The 19394-nt window shown below is 67.8% G+C and carries 19 protein-coding genes and 1 tRNA gene; 16 read left to right on the top strand and 4 right to left on the bottom strand.

Going from position 1 to position 19394, the window contains the following annotated elements; translation table 11 throughout:
* Window positions 1-58: 58 nt before the first annotated feature.
* The 5 genes from AC1DRO_RS05070 (at window position 59) to AC1DRO_RS05050 (ending at window position 8645) form a co-directional block, all read left to right on the top strand.
* The gene (locus AC1DRO_RS05070) at window positions 59-547 is read left to right on the top strand and encodes a PTS sugar transporter subunit IIA (RefSeq protein WP_018773745.1); all 489 of its coding nucleotides are present in this window, start codon (window positions 59-61) and stop codon (window positions 545-547) included.
* A 302-nt stretch (window positions 548-849) separates the two neighbouring features.
* Window positions 850-1749: an SURF1 family protein gene (locus AC1DRO_RS05065; protein WP_476950052.1), complete on the top strand. Its 900-nt coding sequence runs from the start codon at window positions 850-852 to the stop codon at window positions 1747-1749.
* Complete coding sequence (locus AC1DRO_RS05060; protein ID WP_028275738.1) at window positions 1746-2255, top strand: DUF3817 domain-containing protein; 510 nt, start codon at window positions 1746-1748, stop codon at window positions 2253-2255. Before AC1DRO_RS05065 ends, AC1DRO_RS05060 begins: the two co-directional genes overlap by 4 nt.
* 178 nt (window positions 2256-2433) lie before the next feature.
* Window positions 2434-4023 (top strand): glutamine-hydrolyzing GMP synthase, encoded by a 1590-nt coding sequence (gene guaA, locus AC1DRO_RS05055; protein ID WP_476950051.1) that lies wholly within the window; start codon window positions 2434-2436, stop codon window positions 4021-4023.
* A gap of 308 nt (window positions 4024-4331) precedes the next feature.
* Window positions 4332-8645 (top strand): AAA family ATPase, encoded by a 4314-nt coding sequence (locus AC1DRO_RS05050; RefSeq protein WP_476950050.1) that lies wholly within the window; start codon window positions 4332-4334, stop codon window positions 8643-8645.
* A gap of 92 nt (window positions 8646-8737) precedes the next feature.
* Here AC1DRO_RS05050 and AC1DRO_RS05045 read toward each other — a convergent pair whose 3' ends face one another.
* From AC1DRO_RS05045 to AC1DRO_RS05035, 3 genes are all read right to left on the bottom strand, one after another.
* On the bottom strand, window positions 8738-9532 hold the full coding sequence (locus tag AC1DRO_RS05045; protein ID WP_476950049.1) for an RcpC/CpaB family pilus assembly protein: 795 nt from the start codon (window positions 9530-9532) through the stop codon (window positions 8738-8740).
* Window positions 9533-9766: 234 nt separating this feature from the next.
* A complete protein-coding gene (locus AC1DRO_RS05040; RefSeq protein WP_476950048.1) occupies window positions 9767-10021 on the bottom strand; it encodes an FmdB family zinc ribbon protein in 255 nt (84 codons plus the stop codon).
* A 139-nt stretch (window positions 10022-10160) separates the two neighbouring features.
* Window positions 10161-10811 (bottom strand): 5-formyltetrahydrofolate cyclo-ligase, encoded by a 651-nt coding sequence (locus AC1DRO_RS05035; protein ID WP_476950047.1) that lies wholly within the window; start codon window positions 10809-10811, stop codon window positions 10161-10163.
* Between the two features lie 104 nt (window positions 10812-10915).
* Here AC1DRO_RS05035 and galU point away from each other — a divergent pair, with 104 nt between their 5' ends.
* From galU to AC1DRO_RS05000, 7 genes are all read left to right on the top strand, one after another.
* Entirely contained in the window at window positions 10916-11833 is a 918-nt protein-coding gene (galU, locus tag AC1DRO_RS05030; protein ID WP_476950046.1) for a UTP--glucose-1-phosphate uridylyltransferase GalU, read from the top strand.
* A gap of 5 nt (window positions 11834-11838) precedes the next feature.
* Entirely contained in the window at window positions 11839-12459 is a 621-nt protein-coding gene (locus tag AC1DRO_RS05025; RefSeq protein ID WP_476950045.1) for a GNAT family N-acetyltransferase, read from the top strand.
* A 143-nt stretch (window positions 12460-12602) separates the two neighbouring features.
* Entirely contained in the window at window positions 12603-13601 is a 999-nt protein-coding gene (locus tag AC1DRO_RS05020; RefSeq protein ID WP_476950158.1) for a hypothetical protein, read from the top strand.
* A gap of 108 nt (window positions 13602-13709) precedes the next feature.
* The gene (locus AC1DRO_RS05015) at window positions 13710-14522 is read left to right on the top strand and encodes an SDR family oxidoreductase (protein WP_476950044.1); all 813 of its coding nucleotides are present in this window, start codon (window positions 13710-13712) and stop codon (window positions 14520-14522) included.
* A 46-nt stretch (window positions 14523-14568) separates the two neighbouring features.
* A tRNA-Ala gene (locus tag AC1DRO_RS05010) sits at window positions 14569-14641 on the top strand.
* Window positions 14642-14791: 150 nt separating this feature from the next.
* A complete protein-coding gene (locus AC1DRO_RS05005; protein WP_476950043.1) occupies window positions 14792-15112 on the top strand; it encodes a hypothetical protein in 321 nt (106 codons plus the stop codon).
* Entirely contained in the window at window positions 15046-15489 is a 444-nt protein-coding gene (locus AC1DRO_RS05000) for an N-acetyltransferase family protein (RefSeq protein WP_476950157.1), read from the top strand. Before AC1DRO_RS05005 ends, AC1DRO_RS05000 begins: the two co-directional genes overlap by 67 nt.
* Here AC1DRO_RS05000 and AC1DRO_RS04995 read toward each other — a convergent pair.
* The gene (locus tag AC1DRO_RS04995) at window positions 15419-15934 is read right to left on the bottom strand and encodes a hypothetical protein (protein WP_476950042.1); all 516 of its coding nucleotides are present in this window, start codon (window positions 15932-15934) and stop codon (window positions 15419-15421) included. The genes AC1DRO_RS05000 and AC1DRO_RS04995 overlap by 71 nt on opposite strands.
* 253 nt (window positions 15935-16187) lie before the next feature.
* On the opposite strand from AC1DRO_RS04995, the gene AC1DRO_RS04990 reads away from it, so the two are divergent.
* The 4 genes from AC1DRO_RS04990 to AC1DRO_RS04975 all read left to right on the top strand — a co-directional run bounded on the left by AC1DRO_RS04990 (window position 16188) and on the right by AC1DRO_RS04975 (window position 19346).
* Window positions 16188-16556, top strand: a complete 369-nt coding sequence (locus AC1DRO_RS04990) for a hypothetical protein (RefSeq protein WP_476850315.1) — start codon at window positions 16188-16190, stop codon at window positions 16554-16556.
* A gap of 25 nt (window positions 16557-16581) precedes the next feature.
* Window positions 16582-17052 carry a GatB/YqeY domain-containing protein gene (locus AC1DRO_RS04985; protein ID WP_476950041.1) on the top strand — a complete coding sequence of 157 codons (471 nt, stop codon included), beginning with the start codon at window positions 16582-16584 and terminating at the stop codon, window positions 17050-17052.
* Complete coding sequence (locus AC1DRO_RS04980) at window positions 17049-18641, top strand: ABC-F family ATP-binding cassette domain-containing protein (protein WP_476950040.1); 1593 nt, start codon at window positions 17049-17051, stop codon at window positions 18639-18641. Before AC1DRO_RS04985 ends, AC1DRO_RS04980 begins: the two co-directional genes overlap by 4 nt.
* Window positions 18642-19151: 510 nt before the next feature.
* Window positions 19152-19346, top strand: coding sequence for a hypothetical protein (locus tag AC1DRO_RS04975; protein ID WP_476950039.1), 195 nt, complete (start codon window positions 19152-19154; stop codon window positions 19344-19346).
* Window positions 19347-19394 lie beyond the last annotated feature (48 nt).

Genomic DNA, 19394 nt, shown 5'->3' with positions numbered 1-19394 from the left:
AACGCTAGTCATTGGACTGCCGGCCGGCGTCACTGACGCCACTTCGAAGGGACATCTCTTGGCGGAACCACTGGACCGGTACGACGCCGAGCTCACCACACCCGAGATGGTGATCCTTGAAATGGACGCCACGGACAAGCTCGACGCCACTTCCCAGCTCGCGGAACGCATGCATGCTGCCGGACGTATCTCCGATCTCGAGGGCTTCCTCAAGCAGGTCAATGCCCGGGAGCACCAGCTCGCCACCGGCCTGCCCGGCGGTGTCGGTCTGCCGCACGCCCGCAGCGAGCTCGTGTCACAGACATCCATCGCGGTCGGCATCACGAAGTACGGCAGGGCGCTGGACTTCGGCGCTGCCGACGGCCCGGCCACAGTGATTCTGCTCATCGCCACCCCGGCGAGCTCCTTTTCCGATCACCTCGAAGTGCTCGCGACGCTGGCACGCTCACTGTCGAAAGAGTCCTTCCGCGAATCGCTCCGCCGCGCCTACGACGCCGAAGTGATCGCCGAACTGATCAATTCCAGCCTGGTGTTCTTCGACCACTGAGATTGGGGCAGGCCCTTTCGTGTCGACTCCGTCGCCACGCAGGGACCCGGCTGCCCCACTCTTGGGGCAGGCCCTTTCGTGTCGACTCCGTCGCCACGCAGGGACCCGGCTGCCCCACTCTAGGGGCAGGCCCTTTCGTGTCGACTCCGTCGCCACGCAGGGACCCGGCTGCCCCACTCTTGGGGCAGGCCCTTGCGTGTCGACTCCGTCGCCACGCAGGGACCCGGCTGCCCCACTCTAGGGGCAGGCCCCTTCGGCGGCCCGTTTCGCTGTTCTACACAGGGACGAAGTACCTTTAAGGGGTGCTGAAAACTGCCCTCAAACCCCGCTGGATCGCCGGACTGGTGTTCGCGATCGCCATTTCCGGGGTCTTTGTGCTGCTCAGCCAGTGGCAATTCGGCCGTTCAACGCACGCCGAAGCCCCGCTCTCCACCACAACGGAGCAAACGCGGCAGCTCACCTCGGTCCTGCAGCCGGGTGGGTTCTTCCCCGGATCCGTGGCTGACCAGATGGTCTCCGCCACCGGCAGCTACGACCCCCAGAAGCAGGTCCTCGTCCCCGGCCGGCTCAATGACGGTGCGAAGGGCTACTGGATCGTAGCGGCCTTCGCCGTCAAGGATGCCCCGGCCCTGAAAGGCGGCGGGGCCACACCGCAGACCTGGATTCCGGTCGCACGCGGCTGGGTCGCGGATCCCGCGGACGCCGTGGCGCCGCCGTCGGGCACCATCGAACTGACCGGGCGGCTGTTGCCGTCTGAGTCCCCGCTCCCGCGGACGGATCCCGGACCCGGCCGCGCCAGCGCCGTCTCGGTTGCCGAACTTATCAACGACTGGAACGTCAGCAGCTACCCGGGCTTTGTCGCAGCGACCACCGAACTGGCCGGCGGCACCGACGTCGGGGCCGCCGCTGCGGGCGGCGACGTCAGGCCCCTCCGGATCGGCCCGCAGCCGCCCGCGCAGCAGGTCAACTGGCTCAACCTCTTCTATTCCGTGGAATGGGTGGTCTTCGCCGGTTTCGCGTTGTTCATCTGGTGGCGGCTCGTCAAGGACGACTACCGCCGTGACCTCGAAGACGCGCTCGACGAGGAAACGGCCGGGGAAGAGCCCCCAACCGACCGCCACGCGGCCCACCAGGGGGCCCAGGCGCCCACCGACTCCCATCCCACAGCCCCCCAACCCACAGACCCGAGAGTGCAATCATGATCGAGCCCCAGCCCGCCATCCAGCCGCAGTCCACCAACGGCACGGGGAAAGCCGGGAAGAAGCGCCGCTTCGGCGGCACCGAGGCCCAAATCCGGTCCGCCCTGAAGTTCTACAAGGTGCTCGCCTACCTGACGGGCACGATGCTGCTGCTGCTCTGCGCCGAACTGATCGCCAGGTACGGCTTCGGTCAGTACCTCTTCGCCGGCGGCACCAACGCCGTCACTGGCCAGCCGTTCGGCCTCGGATTCGCCGACGCCGAGCCGCCAGGGGTGATCGGGGGCGTCAACCTCTCCATCACGGTCCTGATCGTGCACGGCTGGATGTACGTCGTGTACCTGATTTCCAACTTCCGGCTGTGGTCGCTCATGCGCTGGCCGTTCACCAAGCTGGTGGTTATGGCCCTGGGTGGCGTCGTGCCGTTCCTGTCCTTCTTCGTCGAGAAGAAGTTCCACGCCGAGGTCGAGGCCGAACTCGCAGCAAACCCGCAGGCGCCCCAGCGGTACTGATCCCCTTCTGACCCGCGCCTTCCTGAGCAGTGCCTTCCTGAGCAGTGCCTTCCGGAACAGTGACACGACGCCGGCAGCGGCCGTCGGGCATGTGAGTTCGCTTACCTCGGCCCGCGATTCGGGCCCGCACGGGCTTCTCAATGTGCGGGCGGGCAGCGGCGCAAAGTAGGCTAGTGGGGTGACTACTCCCACTGCATCCCAGACGTCCCACAGGCCGGTTCTGGTTGTTGACTACGGTGCCCAGTACGCGCAGCTGATTGCCCGCCGCGTCCGGGAAGCAAATGTGTATTCGGAAGTGGTTCCGCATACGTACAGCACCGAGCAGCTGCTGGCCAAGAACCCCGCCGCGATCATCCTCTCGGGAGGGCCCTCGAGCGTCTACGCCGACGGCGCCCCCAGCGTCGGTGCCGACCTCTTCGAGGCCGGCGTCCCGGTCTTCGGCATCTGCTACGGCTTCCAGGCCATGGCCAACGCCCTCGGCGGCAAGGTGGCCCAGACGGGCCTGCGCGAATACGGCGCCACCGAGACCACCACCCTCGGCGAGGGCCGCTCCATCCTGGCCGGCATGCCCCAGCACCAGAGCACCTGGATGAGCCACGGCGACTCCGTCCACGAAGCCCCCGAGGGCTTTGAGGTCCTGGCGACGACGGCAGGTGCCGACGTCGCGGCGTTCGCCAATGAGGACAAGCATCTCTATGGCGTCCAGTGGCACCCCGAAGTCAAGCACTCGGCCTACGGCCAGCAGGTCCTGGAAAACTTCCTCTTCAAGGGCGCCGGGCTGGAACCGAACTGGACCACCGGCAACATTCTGGAAGAGCAGGTCCAGCGGATCCGTGACCAGATCGGCGACGCCCGGGTCATCTGCGGCCTCTCCGGCGGCGTCGACTCGGCTGTGGCCGCCGCCCTGGTACAGCGCGCCGTCGGCGACCAGCTGACCTGCGTCTTCGTGGACCACGGGCTGTTGCGCGAGGGCGAAGCAGAACAGGTCGAACGCGACTTTGTGGCCGCCACCGGCGTCAAGCTCTACGTCGCCAACGAGCAGGAGCGCTTTCTGAGCGCCCTTGCCGGCGTCAGCGATCCCGAGACCAAACGTAAGATCATCGGCCGCGAATTCATCCGAGCCTTCGAGGAAGCCGAACTGGCGATCATCGCCGAGGCAGCGGCGCACGGGGAAAAAATCAAGTTCCTCGTCCAAGGCACCCTGTACCCCGACGTCGTCGAATCCGGCGGCGGCGAAGGTGCGGCCAACATCAAGAGCCACCACAACGTGGGCGGGCTCCCCGAAGACCTGCAGTTTGAACTTGTTGAACCGCTGCGCGCCCTGTTCAAGGACGAGGTCCGCGCGGTCGGTGCCCAGCTCGGCCTGCCGCAGGAAATCGTCGGACGCCAGCCCTTCCCCGGCCCGGGCCTCGGCATCCGGATTGTCGGCGATGTCACCAAGGAACGCCTGGACCTGCTCCGCAAGGCCGACGCGATCGCCCGCGCCGAGCTGACCGCGGCCGGACTGGATGACGAAGTGTGGCAGATGCCCGTGGTGCTGCTGGCGGACGTCCGCAGCGTGGGCGTCCAGGGCGATGGCCGCACTTACGGACACCCGATTGTCCTGCGCCCCGTGTCCTCCGAGGACGCCATGACGGCCGACTGGTCGCGGCTGCCCTACGATCTCCTGGCCCGGATTTCCAACCGGATCACCAACGAGGTGGAAGGTGTCAACCGCGTGGTGCTCGATGTGACCAGCAAGCCGCCGGGAACCATCGAGTGGGAATAGCAATCTGAGTGGCCGGCCTTTCGAGGCCGGCCATTTCATTTTGTTCCTGACAATGTTTCTGACAATTCAGCCTGAATTTCGCACCGCCCAGTGTTGCGGCCCCGCACCTGCGGGGGATTCGGGCTACCCTCGAAAGCATGCCGGTATGGTCCAAGGCGTCCCGCGCGAGCCTGGCAACCGCGAGCACACAAGATGCGGCCAGGGAAAGCGCGGACGCAACACAGACGAGCGTTGATACGACGAACCCGCCAGAGTCGAGCCCGCCGCGGTCCGGCACAGAGAAGTCGAGCACAGAAAAGAAGGCAGCAGTGTCAGTTGGTCAGGGCCACCCCGAGGGCTCCGAGGAGTTCAGGAAATGGCTGTCGGGGCTCAAGCCCGTCACCGGTGCAGATACCATGCTGCGCTTCACCAAGACGCCCGAAGGCTCAATTGACCTGACTCATGCCCATCCCTCGGGGCTCGCCCAGCTGATGGCAGGGCGGCGCACCCGGCTCTCGACCCTGATCCGCGACCGCCAGCAATTCGTTGTCGCGGCCAGGGCATCGCGCAACCTGCGCTCCAAGATTTTCGAACTCGCCAATGACCGCGGCATCGACGCGGGATATTTCTCCGCCGGCACGGTCGTCTGGACCTCCGCTGTCGGCGGTAAGCCGCAACGGATCTCGGCCCCGGTCATGCTCACCGCCATTTCCCTCACGGTGCGCCCCGGCGAGGACGACTACGAGCTGCAGCTCACCGAACAGGCGCAGATCAACCCGGCGCTGGTCCGGCACCTCAAGACCGTCCACGGGATCGTTTTCGACGTCAACGCGGTGACGCGGATGGCGTACAGCACGGCACGTTACGACCCGCAGCCCGTTCTGGACCGCCTGGGCACCCTGGTCCAGCCGATTCACGGTGCGGAGGTCGAACACAACCTGCTCGTCTCCACCTTCGCCGACCTCTCCGGCAACCTCGATGACCCGTGGATCAACCAGAACAACCCACTGGTCACCGCGCTGGCTCGGTCCGGTTCCGGCGAACTGGTCGACGTGCCTGCGCTGGAACCCGGCCGCTTCCCCAGCACGGACGACCGTGACCCCGCCGACGAGCTTCTGCTGCTCGACGCCGACACGGACCAGCAGTATGTGGTCGACGCCGTCCGGGCGGGCGACTCGCTGGTGGTCAGCAGCCCGCCGGGCACGGGCCAGACCCAGACCGTCATCAACACCATCGGCGCCCTGGTGGACGAGGGCAAGTCCGTCCTGGTGGTTGGCGACAGGCGGGCCAGCCTCGCCGAGATCTCCGGGCAGTTGGATGGCCTGGGCCTGGATTCGGTCCTCTTGCAGCTGACAGGCAGCGCCAGCCCCCTGCAGCTGAAGGGCCAGCTGGTGCGGGCGATCGTCCGCAACGAGAAGTCGCTGCAGCCGCAACTGAGCAACCTGCACGCCACACTGACCGGGCACCGCCACGCCCTCATGGACCACGTAGCCTCCCTGCACAACGTACGGGCGCGCTGGGGTTGCTCGCCGTATGAGGCCATGCAGTCCCTTGCCGAGCTGACCTCCATCCAGCCGGCACCGGCGACGACCGTCCGGCTCAAGCGCAGCGTGCTGGACAATATCCGGGACCGCGAGGAGCTCGCGGGCCGGCTCCGCCGCGCCGCCGAGCTCGGCAGCTTCAGCCGCGCGTCGACCACCAGCCCCTGGCACGGCGCGCGCCTGCTGACCCGCAAGGAGACGCAGGAAGCGCAAGGCGTTGCCCAGTCCGTTTCGGAAAAACTGCCGTTGCTGCGCGGGCGCATGGATGCTGTGGCGGAACACGCAGAGATCCGGCTCGGCCGGACCTTCGCCGAATGGGGCGAGCAGATCGAACTTCTCGTGGCCGTCCGCGAAAGCCTGGACAAGTTCACTCCCGACATCTTTGACCGGCCCGTCCACGACCTGATCTCGGCCACCGCGTCCTCTGCCTGGCGCCGGGAACGCGGGATCGAAATGCCGTCCATGCAGCGCTCACGCCTGCGCCGCGTGGCCAAGGAGTACGTCCGGCCCGGCGTGCACATCGCGGACCTGCACAGCTCCTTGGTCCTCGTGCAGGAACAGCGCGCCGCCTGGTCCGGCTACGCGACCACGCAGCGGCACCCGGCCGTGCCGTCCGGGCTGGCTGAAATCACCGGCCTTTACCGGGAGCTCGCAGCGGAACTGGCTGAACTGGGCCAGGCTGTCAAGCACACCGCCGCCGGCGGCGACTTGGACCGCGCACCCTACGACGAACTCCTGCCCCGGGTGCGGAGGCTAGTCGCCGACACCGCGACCCTTGAAACCCTTCCGGAGCGCACGCTGCTCGTCGAAAGCATGCGAGAGCACGGCCTGGGCGAGCTTCTCGCCGACCTTGCCGAGCGCGAGGTCCCGGAGGGTTCGGTGACCGCCGAACTCGAGCTGGCCTGGTGGCAGTCGGCCCTGGAGGCCATGATCAGCGGCGATGACTACCTCGCCATGTCCGACGGCGACGCCCTGCGCCAGCTTGAGGCGGAGTACCGTCTCGCGGACAACGCCCATATCGCCAGCGGCGCTGCCCGGCTGCGCTGGAACCTGTCCGAGCGCTGGCGCACTGCCATCTCGGCGTACCCCCGCCAGGCCGAGCTGTTGCGCAGCCTGCTGAAGGACGGCCGGGTGACCCTGGCAGCCCTGAGCGGCCAGGCGCAGGAGCTGCTGCCCACACTGGTGCCGGTGTGCTCCGTCAGCCCCTACCTCATGACGGGCCTGCTGCCGATCGAGCAGACTTTCGATGCCGTCGTGATCCTCGACGCCGAGACGACCTCGTTGCAGGCCGTCCTCCCGGCAATCGCCCGGTCCCGGCAGGTCATCGCCTTCGGCGACGAACAGATCGCCAGCCCCCGGACGTTTACCGTGGGCGTCGAACGGCTCGCCGCGGGGGAGAGCTCCTACCAAAGCGTTGAGAGCTCGTACCGGGCACTCTCTGCCGTGCTTCCGGTCTGGAACCTGAGGACCGTGTACCGTGCGGTCGATGAAGACCTGGTGCGCCAGCTCAGCAAGGGTTTTTACGGCGGGGAACTCACCCGCCTCCCGGAGGGTCAATCCGCCACAGGGCTGGACCGTACCCTCAGCGTGGAGTACCTCCCTGACGGCACGGGGCTGCCCAGCGCTGACCATGACGGCGTCGAATCGGTTGTTGCCGAGGTCAACCGTGCGGTGGAGCTGGTCTTCGAGCACGCCCGGCTCCGCCCCCGGACGTCGCTGGCCGTGGTGACCGGCAGCCTACGACATGCCGCCCGGATCGGCGAGGCCATCAGGGCGCAGCTGCCCAACCACCCCATGCTGGGCAGCTTTTTCAGTGCGGGGGATGAGTCCTTCCGCGTGGTGGATCTGGAACGGGCCCAGGGCCTGGTCCGCGACCACGTCATTTTTTCCCCGGGCTATGGGCGCACCCCGCATGGGCGCACCCTCCACAGCCTCGGGCCGCTTTCCGCCGAAGGTGGCCGAGCAAAATTCGCCCTGGCGATGACGCGTGCCCGCCGGTCCCTGCACGTGCTCAGCTGCTTCCGGCCCGAAGACCTTGACGTCAGCCGCCTCAGCCACGGCGCCGTGGACTTCTACGAACTCCTGGACCGTGAGATCGCGGGCAACACGGACCTTGGCAGCCCCGCCTCCCGGGCAGCGGCCAGCGAGCAGGCGCTCGGTGCCGATCCGCTCGTGGCCGACCTGGGAGACCGGCTCCGGGCCCGCGGGGCACGGGTGTGGCACCAGTACGACGGCGTCCTGAACATGGTGGCGGCCGCCGATCCGATGACCACGATCGGCCAGGACGATGCGGAGATTCCCCGTCCGGTGGCGATCGAGTCGGATGGCACCAGCCACTACCGGCGGATGAGCGTCCGGGAACGGAGCAGGCTCCGGCCGCAACTCCTGGAGCGGCTTGGCTGGCGGTACATGCCCCTGTGGACCATAGAGGTCTTCACCGACCCCTCGGCCTGCGCCGACCGGATTGGCGGCTACCTCGGGTTGGAGAAGCCCGCCGTGTCCAGCCGGTTGCGGACATCGCCCGGGTTCTTCGACGACGGCATTGAGCACCTGGCGATCGACGAGGCGCGGGCCGCCGAGCACCACGTGGCGGCCGAACCCTCGGGACAGGTATTCCGCGGCCACGAAACTGCCGGCCAAGAATTCCGCCGGCAGGCACCAGCATCCGCAATGACAGGCGATACAGGCAGTAAGGAGGCCGGCGGCATGAGTGCGGACGGCATCACCAGCAACACCGGCAAGACCGGCGACACCGACAACACGAACGACGCCGGCAAGACCGGCGACACCGGCGCCCGCGAAGCCGGCGTGGCGGGGGCCACGGCCGACACCGCGGGGCCGAAGACCGGTGAATCGACCGGCGCCGCGGCCGACACCGCTGGGCCGAAGTCCGGCGAAACGACCGGGGAATCGCCCGGCGACGGGCCGGACCAGGAGGCCGCGAAGGAGACGTCCCGCCGCTCCGAGGCACAGGCCACCGTTCCGGAGGGTGTGCTGCCGAACAAGGCGGCGGAAGACGACCCCCGGCGTTGGGGTGACCAGCCTGATAATTACGATCACGACGCCTGGCTCCAGGAACAGAAGCCTCCGCACTGGGGCTGACGGGCCCCAAGCTCGGAGCCTGCGGGCGCGGCCTGCGTCGGAGCAAACCGCCCGGCCACTGGCCCGGCGGGAACGCCCTGCTGGCTGGACAGCTAGCCCGGCGGTGACGCCACAAGCACGAAAAACAATTTGCCCTGGGTCGACGCGCCCGCCAGCCTTCGGGCCTGCTCGGCGGTCGCTGCCACCACCACCAGCCCGTCAGTCTCCGCAGTAGCGGGCCAGGGGCTGGCCTTGCCGCCCTGCGCCGACGTCCAGAGCACTGGCACGGCTTCGGCCAGGATTTGGCTTTCGCCGGGTTGTTCCATGCCGTTGCCGGCAGTCAGCACCACATTGACGAGCTGCCCGGGGGAGACGAGTTGGATGGAGGCCGGATCTGCCATCCTCAGCGGCACGGCCGCGGAGCCGCGTGGGCTTCCGGCGAGCAGGCCCGGTCCCAGGATCTGGGCGTCGGTGAGGAGCTGTCCCTGGCGCAACGGTGCGGCCAGCTGTTTTCCCTCGAAGGCGGTCTCGCTGCCGGGGCTGCCCGCAGGAATAAGGCCGCGTGGCACGCTGATCCTGCTGAGATCGCCGGGTTCCAGGGACTTTCCAGCGGGCAGATCGGCCGCGGCGGCGAAGGCTGCGACAGTGTCAATCGGCGCTGGAGCCAGTTGCTGAACTGTCAGTCCGGCGGGGATGCAGAACAGGAGAGCCGCGATCAGCCGCCGGTTCCGGTTCAGCCAGCTGCGCAGGCGGCGCCACGACGGACGGCCGCGGGGCGGACGCCGGCGGGGTTTCGCGGTACCGATCCGACTCCGGAACGGGAGGCGTGCGGCGGAAAACGTGGCGGCAGGAAGGCTTGCGGGGCGGATCCCGGTACGGGACCAGCGGCCGGTGCCCGCTTCAGGCATTGCGGCGCGGAACGGCCTGAACGAAGGCGCGGAAGACGGCCCGGACGCCGCCGGGGCAGCCGTCTTAAACGAAGGCGGGGAAACCGCGGTGAGGAAAAGTTCCATGCCGCCACGCTACGGATCCGCGCAGAGCGGCGGCAGCCGCGGAACGTCCTATGTGGACAACGGCAACAGCGGCCAGCGCCGGGCAGTGCCCAGCATCAGCCGGCGGCCGGCGCCAACCCGGCAGGTGCCTTAGCTGGCGGCGGCGGCGGCGGGCGCGGGGGTGGCCGCGGGAGCTGCAGGAGCCGGGGAAACCGTGCTGCCCTTGGTGTCGCGCGAATCGGTCCGGTAGAAGCCGGAGCCCTTGAACACTACGCCGACGCTGTTGAACTTCTTGCGCAGCGTGCCCTGGCACTCGGGGCAGGACGTCAAGGAGTTGTCGCTGAACGACTGCACGATCTCGAAGGCGTGGCTGCAGTCCTTGCAGGCGTATGCATACGTGGGCACTGGAAATCCTCCTCAGGGGCAAACGAGCAGGTCCCGTGCCGCCGAGTCCGGATCACCGCCGATATGTCTATCGACCTGTTCCGTCTTTGGCAGTCGCAGGGCCTGAGTGCCAATTCTATCACCTTGGCGGGAACCCGGATCAGGCGGCCCGGGATCGGCCGAGCCGGATGATCCCGCCCGGGGTCAGCGCCGTGTCGACTTTCCGGTCGAACGACTCCGCGGGGATGCTGCCTGCGGGCAGCACCTCCGTGTCATAGACGACGGCGGCAGTCGGCAACGTGACAGCGTCGGCTGCCATGTCCACCGCCCCGTCGGGCGCGGAGGACATGGCAGCCAGGGCGGCAAGGAACTTGTCGTAGTAGCCGCCGCCTTGCCCGATTCGGTTGCCCGAGAAATCCACCGCGGTGGCCGGCAGGAAGATTGCGGTGGCGTCCCGCATGACTTCGGTACCGTGTCGCTCTCCGACAGGCTCCTGGATAGGCGCGTACCGGCTGCGGACAAACCCGGACTGGGGAGTCCAGTAAACCCAGCTGAGCTCGATGTCGGGTTCGCAAACGGGCAGCAGCACCTTGTGCCCGGCCTCGACCAGGGCAGTCAGCAGTGGCAGTGTGGGCGGTTCGGCGCCCACCCCGAGGTACGCAGCGAAGGTGCCCTGGCGGCCGCGGCCAAGCCCGGAGGCCCACTCGAGCCCATGGCTGGCGATGCCCGCCGCGGCGGTGTCCTGTGCGGCCAGCGGGAGTGCAGAACGCGCCGCCCTGTGGCTGGATCGAATTTCATCTTTTGACGCCATCTTGGCCCGTCCTCTGCCTCTTGCGGCCGCGCTGCACCGGGGGGCCCGGCAGGCGGTTCGCATAATGATTACGCAATGATTGGTCCCTCCGTTAGATTAGTCGTGTGAATACACCCATCGCTTCCGTCCGCAAGGCCGTTATCCCCGCCGCGGGCCTTGGTACCAGGTTTCTCCCGGCCACAAAGGCCATGCCCAAGGAAATGCTGCCTGTCGTTGACAAGCCGGCCATCCAGTACGTCGTCGAGGAGGCCGTGAATGTCGGCCTGAACGACATCCTGATGATCACTGGCCGCAACAAGCGGGCGTTGGAGGACCACTTCGACCGCGTCCCCGCGCTGGAGTCCACCCTGAAGGCGAAGGGTGACACTGCGAAGCTCGAATCCATCCAGGCCGCCAGCAACCTCGGTGACATCCACTACGTCCGCCAGGGCGATCCCATGGGCCTCGGCCACGCCGTCCTCCGGGCCAAGCAACACGTCGGGCAGGAGCCGTTCGCCGTCCTCCTGGGAGATGACCTCATTGACGCCCGCGATGAGCTCCTCAGCACCATGATCGAGGTCCAGGCCAAGACCGGCGGGTCGGTGGTCGCTCTGATCGAGGTGGACCCGTCCCAGATCAGTGCCTACGGCTGCGCGGACGTCGAGGCAATCGGCGGTGAGGACTACGTCCGCATCAACCAGCTCGTGGAGAAGCCCGATGTCGCGGACGCCCCGTCCAACCTGGCCGTGATTGGCCGCTACGTGTTGCACCCGGCCGTCTTTGAAGTGCTGGAGCGCACCGCGCCCGGCCGCGGCGGGGAAATCCAGCTCACGGACGCCCTGCAGGAACTCTCGGCCGGCACCGGCGAGGGCTACGGCGTGTACGGCGTCATCTTCCGCGGCCGTCGCTACGACACCGGCGACAAGCTCAGCTACCTCAAGGCCTGTGTCCAGCTCGCCTGCGACAGTGAGGACCTCGGCCCGGGCCTGCGCGAATGGCTGCCCGGCTTCGCGTCCAGCCTGGCCCCCAGCCTCGCCAAATAACTCCCGTGGGGGGCAGCTTCACCTGGCCGGTGACCTTGGAGAGCGGCGATATCCTGTTGCGCCCGATCCGGTACCGGGACCGCAAGGAATGGACAGCGCTCAGGTCCCGCAACTGCGAGTGGCTGGCCCCCTGGGAGGCATCGAACCCGGTCCCCGGCGGCGGCCTGCCGGACTACCGGCAGATGGTGCGCTCGCTCAAGGCGCAGGCCGCGCAGGCCACGGCCTTGCCGTTCGTAATCGCGGAATGGACTCCAGGCCATCAGGCTCCGGTGATCGTGGGGCAGCTGACGGTGTCCTCGATCGTCTGGGGGTCGGCCATGATGGCGACGCTTGGCTATTGGGTCGACAAGGAACGGGCCGGCCGGGGGATCGCCCCGACCGCCGTGGCCATGGCGACCGACTATTGCTTCGGCACCCTTGGCCTGCACCGCATGGAGATCAACATCAGGCCGGAGAACACGCCGAGCCTGCGCGTGGTGGAGAAACTCGGGTTTCGTGACGAGGGATTCCGGCCCCGGTTCCTGCACATCAACGGTGAATGGGCAGACCACCGGACCTTCGCGCTCACGGCTGAGGAAGTGCCGGAGGGCCTTCTCGCGCGGTGGCTGAGAACCCGCCAGTCCTGATGCCCGTGATAGCCGCCTGACCAGCCACGACGCCCCGACGCCGGCCAGTCGCCGCTGCGTGCGCGACACACCCCTGACAATGCGGGGCAGCACCCCATATACCTCATACGGTTTTGAGTGTGGACTTCCCTCTTAGCAGCTCTGTGATCCTTGTCATTGCTGTTGCGCTCTGGATCGTGTGGGTGGCGCCTTACGTTCTCCGGAACGGACGCCACCAGCTGCAGCCTGCAGGCGAATTCCTGGCGGATGTCATTGACATGGAACCAGCAGATCCACATGCGGGGAAGGTTATGAAAATGGCGGCGCAGCAGGAGAAACCCATGATCAGCACACAGCGCGCAGACCCTGCCGGCGGCACACCTGGGCCCGGGGCGGGCAAAGCGGCGACCCCTCGGGTGAGCCCGATTGCTGCGGCGGGCTCCCCGGCGTTCCGGATTCGTTGGGGGCGGCTGGTGCTGGCGGTAGCCGGGCTCCTGGCGCTCCTCACGGCAGTGGTGTCCGGAGTCCTTCGACTTTTCGGCATCGGTTCAGGCTGGCTGCCGGTGACCGCCCTCTTGGGCGCCTTCGCCGCAGTGGCGCTGCTTCGCCGTCTTGCCGTCCGCGATCGCCGGCGGAAGATCAACGCTGCATTCCGTGAAGCCATGGGCAGCCCGGAACGCACCCCTGCGCGGCCGTCCGTGCCCGAACAGACCCCCTCCCTTCCCGACGGACGTCCCGCTGCCCGGCCGGAAAGCCCGCTCTTCGACGCCGAAGCGGGCCGCGACACGCCCGAGCCCGCGCCGAAGCCGCTGACCGCACTGGAACTCCGCCAGGCCGCCCTCGCTGAAGCCGTCGCCTCTGGGGATGCCTCGGCGGCCATGGCAGCCGACACGGGTGCAGTAGCGGAGGGCGCGAGCTGGGAGCCCGTCGAGGTTCCCAAGCCCACCTACGTCGAAGCGCCGAAGGCCGAACGTGCAGCCCCAATGCCCCTCGACCTTCCCGAGGCGCCGAAGGCCGTAGGGAAACCGTCTCTCAAACAGGCCTCGGCGCGACCGGCGGCGTCCGATCCGCAGACCGCCGACGATTCTGAGTCGAAGCAGCTCAGCAAGGCCCAGAGCGCCTTGAGCAACCTGGATGACGTCCTCCAGCGGCGCCGCGCCTGATCCGACCAGTCCTTCCGGAGATTACCCCGGGCAGCCAGCGATGGCGGCCCGGGGTTTTCCATTTCCCCGCAGCGTCGCCGGCGGGCTTCGCTGCGGTAGCCTCGGGTCATGACAAGGATCTGCGTTGCCGGTGGAACCGGGCAAGTGGGCCGAGAAGTGGTGCGCCTGGCCGTCGACGCCGGGCACGCCGTGGCCGTCCTTAGCCGCAACCCGCCAGGGGCCGGCGCCGCCGGCAACATCCGGGGCGCGGAATACTTCCGCGCGGACGTCACGACGGGAGGGGGGATAGCGGCCGCCTTGGCCGGCGCCGACGTCGTGATCGATTGCCTGGACGGACGCGCCGGGAAGGCGCGCAAGAACTTCGCCGACGGCGGTGCGCTGCTTCTGGCCGCTGCACAGGACGCGGGAACGGCCAGGGCCGTCATGCTGTCCATCGTGAACTGCGATCGCAGCAACTCCTCCTTCTACCGGTCGAAAGCTGCCAAAGAACACGCCTACGAGCTGTCCGGACTCGAGACCGTGGTGGTCCGGGCCACCCAGTTCCACTCATTGCTCGCGATGATGTTCGGCGCCGGCTCAAAGCTGCGGATCATCCCCGTGGTCAGAGGTGCCAGGTTTCAGCCGGTATCGCCGGCCGACGCAGCCGCGGTGCTGCTGGAGACCGCCGTTGAACCGGCGCCCGTTCCAGCCGCGGGCCCGCGGCACCGGGTACTGAACCTCGGCGGCCCGGAATCCAAAGACATGGTCGACTTTGCCCGGGAATGGCAGCGGGCCACCCGCGCAAAGGGTCAACTCGTGCGCTTCCCACTGCCCGGAGCGATGGGCCGCTACCTGCGCGAGGGGTTGAACCTGGTGCCGGAAGCGCGACACGGCGCCGAGACTTTCCGCGGCTGGCTGGAAAACAGCGCAGATAGTTTGTAGCCTAGGGACACCGGCAACGCCGTTCCGTCAGGACCGGCGTTGCTTCGGGGCTATAGCTCAGTTGGTAGAGCGCTTCGTTCGCATCGAAGAGGTCAGGAGTTCGAATCTCCTTAGCTCCACAGATTTCAAGGGTTTTTGAACCTTTGAGTGCGCGAATGTGTGCGTGAAAAGACATTGCCGGCCGCCCTCGGCGTCCCTGCCCGGTTCCGGGTCGATGCGATGGTGCGTACTAATGCCCGCCGACTGATGCCCGCCGACGAGGAGCAAACATGGGAGCCGCAGCGATCGGGACCCGGGCGGCGTCGAACGTCGCCCTGCACGTCGGCACACCGGGACCGGCCGTGGCCAGCGAAGCGGCAGCGCTCCTCAACGAATCTCTCGGCTCCGGTTTCACTCAGCCATCAGCTCTGGCGCAACTCTCAGCCGATGGCGGGGGAGTCCTTATCCGTGCCCGCGGCCGGGGCGGCGGGCTCCTGGGCGCGGCAACCGCCCGCGTCCTGGACCCCGTGCGTCCCACGCCGTACTGCAGGACCGCCTGCGCATCACCGGAGTCGACGCCGGCCTGGACGGCCGCCGGGTTGGGGAGCTGAAGTCCGTCGTCGTCGCGCCCGCAGCCAGGGGGACGGGCGTCGGCTCGATCATGATCGCGGCCAGCCTGGACTTTCTGAAGGCCCGCGGCTGCCACGATGTCGTGTCCGCGTCCTGGGTCTCGGCCGATCCACAGCACTCTTCCCTGGGGATGCTGGAGCGGGCCGGTTTTGCGCAGGTGGCCACGATCCCCGCCTTCTGGGCGGACGACCAGCAGGCAGCCGGCTACCTCTGCCCCCTCTGCGGCGCCGGGTGCGTCTGCGCGGCCGTCATCCTGGTCTCCCACTCGAGGGCAGCGCCAGCCGCGGCTAGAGCGCTTCCTTGGCCAGGGCCGCGGTGCCGGGAGGGGTCGTGCGGCCGAGCCGGTCGTCCAGTCTGACGCGCAGCCTGGCGGCGGCGACCCGAACCCGGTGATGCGAGAGGGCCGCCGGGCCGGTAATCTGCGCAGCGACGTGCTGCCCGTTGACTGTGCTTTCCCCGGCCCCGTTCACGGACTCCCACGCGATGTCCAGAAGCTCAAGCTCCTCGTTGCGGGCCAACTCGCTGCGGGCGAGCACATCCAGCGCTGCCAGCCCCAGGGCTTTGCTGTCCCCGTCCTCGTCCAGGGCACGGTCCAGCGCCCATTGGGTCCGTTTCCACCACTCGGCCCGGTCGTCGGCGACGGCCTTCTGGCGCAGAGTCCGCCAGGCCATGAACGCTCCCACGGCTGCCGCTACAAGTACAGCAACAGGGGCAAGCGCGGCAACGATCTGCCACCACTCGGCCGGACCTGTGTGGAGGAGGACTTCAACCGGAACCGGAGACGGGGCAGGTGTTGGCGGCATGCGACCAGCCTAAGCCGCGGCCCGGACAGTGGCAGGCGGCGTGGCGGGCGCGGCGTGGTTCGGCACTCCCGACCGGTCACCGGTACGGAACACCAGTGATTTCATGAGATGGTGTGAACCTGCGTGAACGGCGCCGTGGCCGCGCCGGCGCAGCAATCCGCGCGGCAAGACCATCGTGCAATCCAGCGGCAAGGCAGCCGAATCCAGCGCAGGCATCCAAGATAGACATCCAGCGCAGACAAGGCCACCACCGATGAAGAACACCACCCCGATCGCCCTGGCCCTGCTGTCTGTTCTGCTGACCGCGGCCTGTTCCGCCTCCCCGAGCCCCGAGCCGTCCGCAGGGACCCCTGCGGCGGGCCTGCCGGCGTCGCTGCCCAAGCCGGACCCGGCCCAGCAGGAAGCGTTGCTGGCCGCGCTGGCCAAGATCAACCCCCGCCTGCCAGACGACCAGGCAATCGACAAGGCCCGCCGCCTGTGCGGCCGACTGCTGGGGCAATCGACGGCGGACCAGCTCATCGCTGCCGCAAAGACGGAGTTCAGCGGGGACGTCCCCGCCCTCCCGGACGAAGACGCCCAGCGGATCATCTCGGCGATCGGGGCCAACGGGTTCTGCCGCTAGCCTTGTTAACAACACGAGGAGAACTATGACCACCCTGAAAGAACGCCTGCACGCCGACGTCGTGAGCCACATGAAGGACCGCAACAAGGTTGCCCTGACCACTGTGCGCAACGTCCTGGGCGAGATCGAAACCCGGGAGAAATCGGGTAAGACGCCAATCGTGCTGGACGACGCACAGGTGACCGCACTCCTGCAAAAGGAAGCCGCCAAACGCCGCGACACGGCCCGCATCTACACCGAGGCCGGCGAAGCCGAGCGCGCAGCGGCCGAGATCGCCGAGGCCGAGGTGATCGAGGCCTACCTGCCCAAGCCACTGACCGCGGCGGAAGTCGAGACGATCGTGGACGAGGTCATCGCCGCGCTCAAGGCCGACGGCGTCGAGCTGTCCTTGCGTCAGCTGGGGGCAGTGATGAAGCCCGTCACCGCCACGGTGGCCGGGCGTTTTGACGGCAAGGCCGTCAGCGAAATCGTCCGCAACCGTCTCGCGCAGCAGTGAGCCTGGTCCGGCTGCAGGACGTCAGCGTCCGCTTCGACAACACACAGATCCTCCGCGAGGCGTTCTTCCGTCTGGAGCCCGGGGACCGGGTGGGCCTGATCGGCAAGAACGGCTCCGGGAAGACCTCCATCCTCAAGCTCGTCCTGGACCAGGTCTCCCCGGATACGGGAACGGTCACCGTGGAGCAGGGAACCAGGGTGGGGTACTTCTCCCAGTTTTCCGAGCTCGACGGCGAGGCAACCATCCTTGCGGTCCTTGACGGACTGTTTGTCGAGATCAAGGCTGCCGAGGCCGAGCTGGCAGCCATCGACGCCGCCATTGCGGCTGACCCGGCCGAGGCGGAGCTGGACCGGCTGATCCGGCGCCAGGCCGAGCTGTTCGAGGACATGGACCGCCTCGACGGATGGGATTACCAGCGGCGCATCGACACAGTCCTGACCACGCTGGGGTTCAGCGACGCCCACCGCACGTGCGCGATTGACGAACTCTCCGGCGGGTGGCGCAACCGCGCCGCCCTGGCCAAGATCCTGTTGGAGGGCCCGGACGTCCTGCTGCTGGATGAACCCACCAACTACCTCGACGTGGCCGGTGTCGAATGGCTCGAAAACTGGTTCCGCGACTACCGCGGCGCCGCGATCATCGTCTCGCACGACAGGAAGTTCCTTGATGCGGTGGTCACCCGGATCATCGAGGTGGAAAACTTCCACCTGCACGAGTACCCCGGAAACTTCGCCGAGTACGTGGTCCAGAAGCAGTTCCGGCTCAAGACGCTCGAGGCGCAGTTCGTCCATGAGTCAGAGCTCCTGGCTTTTGAAGCGGAGGGCATCGCCGACCGCAGGGAGGCCGCCAAGGCCGCCAGCCGCGGGTTGGGGAACCAGCTGGCCAAGATCAAGAAAGCGCGGACACCACGTCCCGTGGACCAGATCGTCACCGAGATCTACGGCGGGCTGCACGTGAAGGATGTCCTCTGCCGGGTCGAAGGACTGGGCAAGTCCTATGGCGACAAGGTCCTGTTCGAAGACCTGAGCTTTGAGATCCGCCGCGGCAACAGGATTGTGGTCCTGGGCTCCAACGGCAGCGGCAAGTCCACGCTGCTGAAAGTGCTGACCGGGGAGGAACCGGCGGATTCCGGTGAAGTGGTCTGGGCGAAGGGGCCGGGTTTTGTTTCCTACAACAAAATGCTGGAAGAGCTCGACGACGCCGACACCGTTTCGCACGCGGTCAACGCGCTGCCGGACAGCCTGGCCTTCAGCGCCACTAAGAAGTCCGTCAACAGGTTCCTCGCCATGTTCCAGTTCTCCGAGGCCGACCTCAAACAGAAGATCGGGAACCTCTCCGGCGGACAGAAAGCCCGCGTCGCCATGGCCCAGTGCCTGCTGTCCGGGGCCTCGATGCTGCTCTTGGACGAGCCCACCAACCACCTGGACATGTCCAGCACCCAGGTGATGGAGCGGGCACTGCTCCACTTCCCCGGCGCGGTCGTCGTGGTCAGCCACGACCGCTTCTTCACCGAGAAGATCGCCACCCGTCAGCTGGTCTTCGGAACCGACGGCGCAGAACCCGGCGAGGTCGACGTACGCGCGGCCTAAGGGCGTGGTGATTGCCCCGAGCCCCAGTGTTTGCCCAGCATTGGCTCAGGATGTGGAATGAGCGGCTAAAGGGCCGACAATTGGTTGTTTCCGAGCGGTAGCGTGGCGCTGGCTGCCGACCGGGGGGACGGCAGCGGTCTCATATCCGCTGTGAAAGGATTCTCCCGTGGCAGGAATCATCGGCTGGCTCAGTGCTCTGGGCACCACAGGCAAGGCAGTAGTAGTGGCCTCCGTCGTCGTCACTGGCGGGGCCGGCGCAGCGGCGGCCACCGCGACCACCAATCTCCCGGCTGACCCGGCGTCAACCATGACGGCGACCGGCACCGAAACCTCTGACCCGGCCGAGTCGGGCGGGTCGGAGACTCCGGCAGTGGGCGACCAGGAAGCCGCCGCCGAGGAAGCCGCGATCACGAATCGTCTGATTCGTCTGAACCGTCTGCATCGGGCGATCCGGCTGAGTCGGATGACCAGGGGGCGGACGACCAGGGCGCAGGCGATCAGGGCACAGAGGTGGACGCGGACGACCAGAACGCGGACGACCAGGGCGCGGAAGAGGTCGCGGACGCGCAGGAGCCTGCCGCCCCGGCCCCGGCCCCCGCATCCCCGGCCGCCGAACACCGTGCCGCGCCGGCCGGTCTTGACAGCGACCACGCCGCCAAGACCGGCAAGCGCGGCGACTCGGGCGGGCACGGCCACAGCAAGTAGCCCAAAAGGCATGCAAGGACGGGGCCCGGACCACTGGTCCGGGCCCCG

The sequence above is a fragment of the Arthrobacter sp. P4_F11 genome, from assembly GCF_056401395.1.
Note: the sequence above shows the minus strand (reverse complement) of the source record. Positions and strands in the feature narration are given on the sequence as shown.

Excerpts from the sequence above, each read along its gene's own strand:
- AC1DRO_RS05060 (WP_028275738.1), top strand. The coding sequence starts at position 1,746 with ATGATCGAGCCCCAGCCCGCCATCCAGCCGCAGTCCACCAACGGCACG.
- AC1DRO_RS05045 (WP_476950049.1), bottom strand. The coding sequence starts at position 9,532 with ATGCCTGAAGCGGGCACCGGCCGCTGGTCCCGTACCGGGATCCGCCCC.
- AC1DRO_RS05035 (WP_476950047.1), bottom strand. The coding sequence starts at position 10,811 with ATGGCGTCAAAAGATGAAATTCGATCCAGCCACAGGGCGGCGCGTTCT.
- AC1DRO_RS05015 (WP_476950044.1), top strand. The coding sequence starts at position 13,710 with ATGACAAGGATCTGCGTTGCCGGTGGAACCGGGCAAGTGGGCCGAGAA.
- AC1DRO_RS05005 (WP_476950043.1), top strand. The coding sequence starts at position 14,792 with ATGGGAGCCGCAGCGATCGGGACCCGGGCGGCGTCGAACGTCGCCCTG.
- AC1DRO_RS04995 (WP_476950042.1), bottom strand. The coding sequence starts at position 15,934 with ATGCCGCCAACACCTGCCCCGTCTCCGGTTCCGGTTGAAGTCCTCCTC.
- AC1DRO_RS04990 (WP_476850315.1), top strand. The coding sequence starts at position 16,188 with ATGAAGAACACCACCCCGATCGCCCTGGCCCTGCTGTCTGTTCTGCTG.
- AC1DRO_RS04985 (WP_476950041.1), top strand. The coding sequence starts at position 16,582 with ATGACCACCCTGAAAGAACGCCTGCACGCCGACGTCGTGAGCCACATG.